Here is a 6935-nt window from a genome sequence, read left to right as displayed (position 1 = left end):
CCGCGACGGCCGCCGTGATGGCCCTGGTCGGCTTCCAGGGCGCCGCGGCGGACGAGGTGGAGAACCTGCTGCTCCTGGTGGTGCTCATCGGGTACGCGATGACGGGCGTCGGCCAACTGGTGCGCACGACGATCGAGCTGCGCAAGGCCCGCGCCACCGTCGCCCAGCTCGCGGCCAACGAGGAGCGGCTGCGCCTGGCGCGCGATCTGCACGACCTGCTCGGCCACTCGCTCTCCCTGATCACGCTGAAGAGCGAGCTGGCCGGCCGTATGCTCCCCGACCACCCCGAGAAGGCGGCCCAGCAGGTCGCCGACATCGAACGGGTCAGCCGCCAGGCGCTCGTCGACGTGAGGGAGGCGGTCACCGGGTACCGGCGCCCGCGCCTTTCCGCGGAACTCGCGGGCGCGCAGGCAGCCCTCACGGCGGCCGGAGTCAGAGCGGACATAGCCGCGGAGCCCGACCTCACCGGGGTCGCGGAGGAGAGCGAGTCCGTCCTCGCCTGGGCGCTGCGCGAGGCGGTCACCAACGTCGTACGGCACAGCGGCGCCGGCCGCTGCACGATCGAGGTGCTGCAACGGCAGACCCTCGACGGGCGGATGTTGGAACTCTCCGTCGAGGACGACGGATCGGGAGGCGCGGGCAACGGCCCGGGCAACGGCCTGACGGGGCTGACCGAGCGTCTTCAGAAGGCCGGCGGCACGCTGGAGGCGGGGCGAGTCCGGCATGGTTTCAGGCTGGTCGCGCGTGTGCCCGTGGGCGCCGCGGTCCACGTAGGATCCGGGACATGAGCCGTACGATCAAGGTCCTGCTCGCCGAGGACCAGTCGATGGTCCGCGAGGCGCTGGCCGCGCTGCTGGGCCTGGAGGAGGACATCGAGGTCGTCGCCCAGGTCGCCCGCGGCGACGAGGTGCTGGCGGCCGCACGCGCTCATGAGGTGGACGTGGCGCTGCTGGACATCGAGATGCCCGGCGCCACCGGGATCGAGGCGGCGGCACGGCTGCAGCGTGAGCTGCCGGCGCTGAAGGTGGTCGTGCTGACCACCTTCGGCCGCCCCGGCTATCTGCGCTCCGCGATGGAGGCGGGTGCCGCCGCGTTCCTGGTGAAGGACGCCCCCGCCTCCCAACTCGCCGAGGCGGTACGGAAAGTCCTCGCCGGTGAACGGGTCATCGATCCCACGCTCGCGGCGGCAGCCCTGGCCGACGGTGCCAATCCGCTGACGGAGCGCGAACGCGAGGTCCTGCGCGCGGCGGCGGACGGCGCGACCAACGCGGAACTGGCGGCGACGCTGCACCTGTCCCAGGGGACGGTCCGGAACTACCTGTCCACCGCCATACAGAAACTGGCGGTGAGGAACAGGGCGGAGGCCGTGCGGATGGCTCGTGAGAAGGGCTGGCTGTAGCCGTACCTCTTCAGTTGAGCATGGCTCGCGCAGCCCGAGCCTGCCCCCGCACCCGCTCCGCAGCCGCGTCGTCGACGGCGGAGACGACGTCGGCATACGCGTCCAGCTCCGCGGCCCCCCGCAAGAACTCCCCCCGCTGCACCAGGAGCTGCGCGTGCTCGTAGCGCAACCGCGCCGGATGCGAGGGCACCAGCAACGACAACTCCACCGCCCACAGGGCGACATCCGACCGTTCGGGCCGAGCAGCGGCCCACGCCCGGATGTTGTTCAACACCCGCAGTACGACATCCAGCGGGTCGGCAGGGGCGAGCATCGAAGGATCGAGCGCCGCCCCCGTGGCACCGGCGACCAGCATCTCGGCGTCACCTCCGGTCAGCACCCGGCCGCGGTCGAACGGATCGGCCAGCACCTGCTCGTCCGGCGGCCCGAACCCCACGACGAAGTGCCCGGGCAGTGCCACCCCGTACACCGGCGCCCCCGCCCGCCGCGCCACCTCGATCCACACGACCGACAGCAGGATCGGCAGCCCGCGCCGCCGCCGCAGCACCGCGTGCAGCAGCGAGGACTCCAGGCGCTCGTAGTCCGCGGCACAGCCGTGGAACCCGAGGCGGCCCCCGAGCACGTCCGCCAGCGCCTCGGCCCACGCCCGCGGCCCGTCCGGCCGGAACGGCACCAGCCCGGCCAGCCGGTCCAGCTCGATCTGCGCCGCGTCGATCCCGGCCTCGTCCAGCTCCCCGTCCGCCGCCGCGCCCACGAGCAGGCACAGCGTGGCGAGGTCGGGCCGTTCGGACCGCGCCTCCTCGCCGAACCGCCGCCGCACCTCTGCGGCCCGCTCCGGCTCCGGGGGACGGGGGCCACGCATCACGATCTCGAACCCTCTCACGCCACCGGTCCGCGGGAGCCCTCCGGCTCCCGGTAGTGGTGATATGCATGATGCGCCCCGAAACCCAGTCCCGCGTACAGGGCCCGCGCACCCTCGTTGTCCTTCTCCACCTGGAGCCAGGCCGCCGAGGCGCCCTCGTCCAGGGCCTGCCGGGCCAGCGCCGCCATCACCGCGGTGGCCAGGCCACGCCGGCGCTGCTCCCGGTCGACCTCGACCGCCGCGAAACCGGCCCACCGCCCGTCCACCACGCACCGCCCGATCGCCGCCGGAGGGGTGCCCTGAGCTCCCGGCACCGTCGCGAACCACACCGAGGGGCCTCGCCCACTCTCGGCTCCTCCCCCAGTCTCGACTTCGCTCGAGCGGGGGGACCCCCCTCCCAGAACCTTCAGGGCCACCTCGCTCAGCCCCTTGCGCTGGTAGCGGCCGAGCCACGCCGCGTCGGCCGTGCGGGACAGCTCCACCTCGGGCGCCTCGCGGTCCGCGAGGGGCGCCAGGGAACCCGTCCACAGCTCGGCGGTCACCTCACGCGTCCAGCCGCGCGCTTCGAGCTCCGCGCACAGCAGCTCCTGCGTGCCCTCCGCTCCGGTCGCCGGCTGTATGTAGGCGGGCAGGCCACGGGCCGTGTACCAGCGCCGGACGGCCGTCAGTGCCTCGTCCAGCGGCAGCCCGGGGTCGCCGAGGGGCAGCACCGAGTTGGCCCGGCGCGTGAATCCGGAGGATGCGCGCAGCTCCCACTCACCGAGCCGCTCCCGCTCCACCGGCTGCCAGGCCCGGGCGGCGATCCGCACGAGCTCCTCGTAGGAGGCGGCGGGGCCCCTGCGGCGCGCCGGAGCCGCGGGGACCACCTTGCCCGCGACCAGCGACGATTCCGCGATCCGGACGCTCTGGCCGTCCCGCCGTGTGATCAGCAGCACACCTTGATCCCATGATGTGAGAACTCCGACCGTGTCGGTGAACTTCTCACCCTCGGCGGCATGTTCGTTCCACCGCCGGACGGAGACGCGTTTTCCCACGTCAGCAGCGGTTATGCGGATCTCGAGCCGTCCGCCCGCAGAGATTTCCACAGGTCGGTTCACCCCTCCTGTTCGGATCGTGCCCCGGAACGGAGATACTAGGTGCGGGCATCGACGACGCCGCGCTCCCGCGCGCCAGGCGGCGGAGCCTGAGGAGGCCCGCCAGCGCCCTATCGAGGAGGAACGACAGCGTGACCTACGTCATCGCAGAGCCTTGTGTCGACGTCAAGGACAAGGCGTGCATCGAGGAGTGCCCGGTCGACTGCATCTACGAGGGCCAGCGGTCCTTGTACATCCACCCGGACGAATGCGTCGACTGTGGGGCCTGTGAACCGGTCTGCCCGGTCGAGGCGATCTTCTACGAGGACGACACTCCCGAGGAGTGGAAGGACTACTACAAGGCGAACGTCGAGTTCTTCGACGAGCTCGGCTCGCCCGGTGGCGCCAGCAAGCTGGGGCTGATCGAGCGCGACCACCCCTTCATCGCGGCGCTGCCCCCGATGAACCAGTAAGCGGCCCGGAGGCCAAATTGTTCCGGTCCCGTGCGGTGCCCGCCGGGCGACGCACGGGACCGAGGCGTTTGGCGTCCCTGCGCTCGCAGAGGGCGCCCGTCGTAGCAGAAAGTGAGCCGATCCCCGTGTCCGCAGTCTCCGACCGCCTTCCGACGTTCCCCTGGGACAAGCTCGAGCCGTACAAGAAGACGGCCGCCGCGCACCCGGACGGCATCGTCGACCTGTCCGTCGGCACCCCGGTCGACCCGGTGCCCGAGCTGATCCAGAAGGCGCTGGTGGCGGCGGCGGACTCCCCGGGCTACCCGACCGTCTGGGGCACGCCCGAGCTGCGGGACGCGATCACGGGCTGGGTGGAGCGCCGCCTCGGCGCCCGCGACGTCACCCACCGCCATGTCCTGCCGGTCGTCGGCTCCAAGGAGCTCGTGGCCTGGCTCCCGACCCAGCTGGGCCTCGGTCCCGGGGACAAGGTCGCCTACCCGCGGCTGGCCTACCCGACGTACGAGGTCGGCGCCCGCCTGGCCCGCGCGGACTACCTGGCCTACGACGACCCGACGGAGCTGGACCCCGCGAACCTCAAGCTGCTCTGGCTCAACTCCCCGTCGAACCCGACGGGCAAGGTGCTGGGCAAGGAGGAACTGACGAGGATCGTCGCCTGGGCCCGCGAGCACGGCGTACTGCTGTTCTCCGACGAGTGCTACATCGAGCTGGGCTGGGAGGCCGACCCCGTCTCCGTCCTCCACCCGGACGTGAACGGCGGCTCGTACGACGGCATCGTGTCGGTCCACTCCCTGTCCAAGCGCTCGAACCTGGCGGGCTACCGCGCGGCCTTCCTCGCCGGTGACCCCGCGGTCCTCGGCCCGCTCCTGGAGATCCGCAAGCACGGCGGCATGATGACGTCGGCGCCCACACAGGCCGCCGTCGTGGCCGCGCTGGGCGACGACACGCACGTCCGCGAACAGCGCGAGCGGTACGCGGCCCGGCGCACGGCCCTGCGCGCCGCCCTGCTGAAGCACGGCCTCCGGATCGAGCACAGCGAGGCGAGTCTGTACCTGTGGGCGACCCGGGACGAGTCCTGCTGGCAGACGGTGGCCCACCTGGCCGACCTGGGCATCCTGGTGGCACCGGGCGACTTCTACGGCGAGGCGGGCGAGAAGTTCGTACGGGTCGCCCTGACGGCGACGGACGAGAGGGTGGCAGCAGCGGTGGAGCGCCTCGGCTGACGACGGCTGCTCTCCAGGCGGCTGTCAGCCGCGGTGCGCCACCGGGCACGGTCCGCCGAGGTCCGCTGCAACAGACGGAGGGTCCAGGGAAGCTTCCCTGGACCCTCCGCGCTAGGGGAAGGCGGTGTCAGCCGCCCAGCGGCAGCCCCTTCGGCAGCCCGCCCTTGGTCGCGCCCCCGAGCAGCCCGCCGGCCTGCCCCGCCGCGTCCCCGGCCACCTTCTGCGCGACCGGCGCCGCCGTCCCGACGACCTTCCCGCCGGTCCGGCTCACCGCCGGCACCGCCTTCCTGGCCGCCTGGCTTCCGGCCTTGACCGCGTGGCTGCCGGTGTCGCCCGCGACCCCGGTGACCTGCTGCGCCGCGCCGTCGGCCTTCTGGGCCGCGCCGTCGAGGGTGGTGCCGACCTGCGCGGTGTCCAGGGCGGTCAGCCCACCGAGGTTCGGGGTGGCCGGCAGATCGGTCGTCGCCGCGCTGGCGGAGCCGGCCGCACCGACCACGGGCGCCGCTCCCGCCGCGATCAGCAGCGCGGCACGGGCGATCCGGTGGGTCAGGGGGAGGGACATGATGCTCCTTAGACGGGAGAGAACGGTGAAGTGTTCGGCTACGCCCGGGAGTTCGGCCGATTCGGCTGTTCATCGTTCCGGGCTCGGACGCAGTGACTACCGCTCGAAGCCCGCGAAGGTTGCGGTGGGCCAATGTAAAGAGTTGGCAATGCGTCGCATTATCAGGTGGGGATGAAATCGGGCAAACGGCAACCGGCCGGAAAGGCTGCCGAATCCTTACAGCCCTTTGTTCGCAAGGAGCTCCGGTATACGCCGAAGGCCGCGCAAAAAGGTGCGCGCCCCGTCGACGAGGCGCGCCGTGCATTACCCGCAGGAGTGAGAACTCGTACTGCTGCCCGGACTATCCGCCGGTGACGATACGGACTTCGGTGGCCGACGCCTCCCCGTCGCCGGAGCCGGTCGTACGCCATTCGCCGGCGAAGCCTCCGCGCGACCACTCGCGGCCCGCGAAGGAGACGCGTGAGATGTGCAGCGCCGTGGAGTTGGCCACGGCCCAGTGCGCCAGCTCCCAGCCGCGCTCACGGACGGTCCCCGAAGCGGTGGACCTCTTGGGCACCGGGATCGTCACCGCGTCGTCGGCGGCCCGCTGCGGAGTGGCCGTGGGGGACGGCGACGGGCGCCGGGGGACCACCTCCGCGCCGGCCGTCTGGAGCATGTCGCGCCCGAAGTCCCGTACCAGCGCGGCCCGCACCGCGTCGGGGCCCCCGGTCGCCGTCGGCGCGGGGCGGCCCTGGCAGGTCAGCGTGCCCGCCGCGCGGCCGGTCAGCGCGGCGGCGAGCAGCACGGCGTCCGGTTCGTGCTTCGCGTACGCCTCCGGATAGCCGCTGCGCTGCACCCGCTGCGCGGCGACCGTCAGCGGAAGACTCGTGTAGTCCGGCACCTTGGCCAGGTGCTCGTAGAACTCGCCCGCCGCGTACGTCGGGTCCATGATCTGCTTCCTGGTGCCCCAGCCCTGCGACGGGCGCTGCTGGAACAGGCCGAGCGAATCCCGGTCGCCGTGCTCTATGTTGCGCAGGCCGGACTCCTGCAGGGCGGTCGCGAGCGCGATGGTCACCGCGCGTTCCGGCATGCCTCGGGTGGTGCCGACGGCGGCGATCGTCGCCGCGTTCACCGCCTGCTCCGGAGTGAACTCGTACGAGGCACCGTCGTCCTTTCCGGAGACGACCAGGCATCTCGGCGCTGCCGAACCGGTGAGGTACTGCACGACGAGATAGCCCGCGACGGCGAGCAGGACCACGAAGGCAGCCCCGAAACGGAGGAGACGGCCACGTCGGACAGGGGTGGGGGACGGCTCTGACACGCCGTACAAGGTACTGGAGGTGAACGGCGGGTTGCCCGGTGCTGTG

The 6935-nt window shown here is 72.3% G+C and carries 8 protein-coding genes; 4 read left to right on the top strand and 4 right to left on the bottom strand.

The features are described 5' to 3' along the window. Together C3488_RS30560 and C3488_RS30555 are read left to right on the top strand one after the other, a co-directional pair. A partial coding sequence (locus tag C3488_RS30560; RefSeq protein WP_258053768.1) for a sensor histidine kinase occupies positions 1-788 on the top strand: 788 nt, incomplete at its 5' end. Then, positions 785-1399 carry a response regulator transcription factor gene (locus C3488_RS30555; protein WP_103844126.1) on the top strand — a complete coding sequence of 205 codons (615 nt, stop codon included), beginning with the start codon at positions 785-787 and terminating at the stop codon, positions 1397-1399. The genes C3488_RS30560 and C3488_RS30555, both read left to right, overlap by 4 nt. 10 nt (positions 1400-1409) lie before the next feature. Here C3488_RS30555 and C3488_RS30550 read toward each other — a convergent pair whose 3' ends face one another. Continuing rightward, positions 1410-2261, bottom strand: coding sequence for a transglutaminase-like domain-containing protein (locus C3488_RS30550; RefSeq protein WP_103844132.1), 852 nt, complete (start codon positions 2259-2261; stop codon positions 1410-1412). Between the two features lie 17 nt (positions 2262-2278). Continuing rightward, complete coding sequence (locus C3488_RS30545) at positions 2279-3346, bottom strand: GNAT family N-acetyltransferase (RefSeq protein WP_103844125.1); 1068 nt, start codon at positions 3344-3346, stop codon at positions 2279-2281. A gap of 140 nt (positions 3347-3486) precedes the next feature. On the opposite strand from C3488_RS30545, the gene fdxA reads away from it, so the two are divergent. Together fdxA and C3488_RS30535 are read left to right on the top strand one after the other, a co-directional pair. Continuing rightward, on the top strand, positions 3487-3807 hold the full coding sequence (gene fdxA / locus C3488_RS30540; protein WP_043443616.1) for a ferredoxin: 321 nt from the start codon (positions 3487-3489) through the stop codon (positions 3805-3807). 125 nt (positions 3808-3932) lie between these two features. After that, positions 3933-5027: a bifunctional succinyldiaminopimelate transaminase/glutamate-prephenate aminotransferase gene (locus tag C3488_RS30535; RefSeq protein WP_103844124.1), complete on the top strand. Its 1095-nt coding sequence runs from the start codon at positions 3933-3935 to the stop codon at positions 5025-5027. Positions 5028-5154: 127 nt separating this feature from the next. Here the strand turns inward: C3488_RS30535 and C3488_RS30530 are convergent, their stop codons facing one another. Both C3488_RS30530 and C3488_RS30525 read right to left on the bottom strand, forming a co-directional pair. Next, the gene (locus C3488_RS30530; RefSeq protein ID WP_103844123.1) at positions 5155-5589 is read right to left on the bottom strand and encodes an ATP-binding protein; all 435 of its coding nucleotides are present in this window, start codon (positions 5587-5589) and stop codon (positions 5155-5157) included. Between the two features lie 340 nt (positions 5590-5929). Further along, entirely contained in the window at positions 5930-6889 is a 960-nt protein-coding gene (locus tag C3488_RS30525) for a heavy metal transporter (protein WP_103844131.1), read from the bottom strand. Positions 6890-6935 lie beyond the last annotated feature (46 nt).

This window comes from Streptomyces sp. Ru72, from assembly GCF_002920635.1.
Classification (GTDB): domain Bacteria; phylum Actinomycetota; class Actinomycetes; order Streptomycetales; family Streptomycetaceae; genus Streptomyces.
This window is presented reverse-complemented; position numbering and strand designations above follow the sequence as displayed.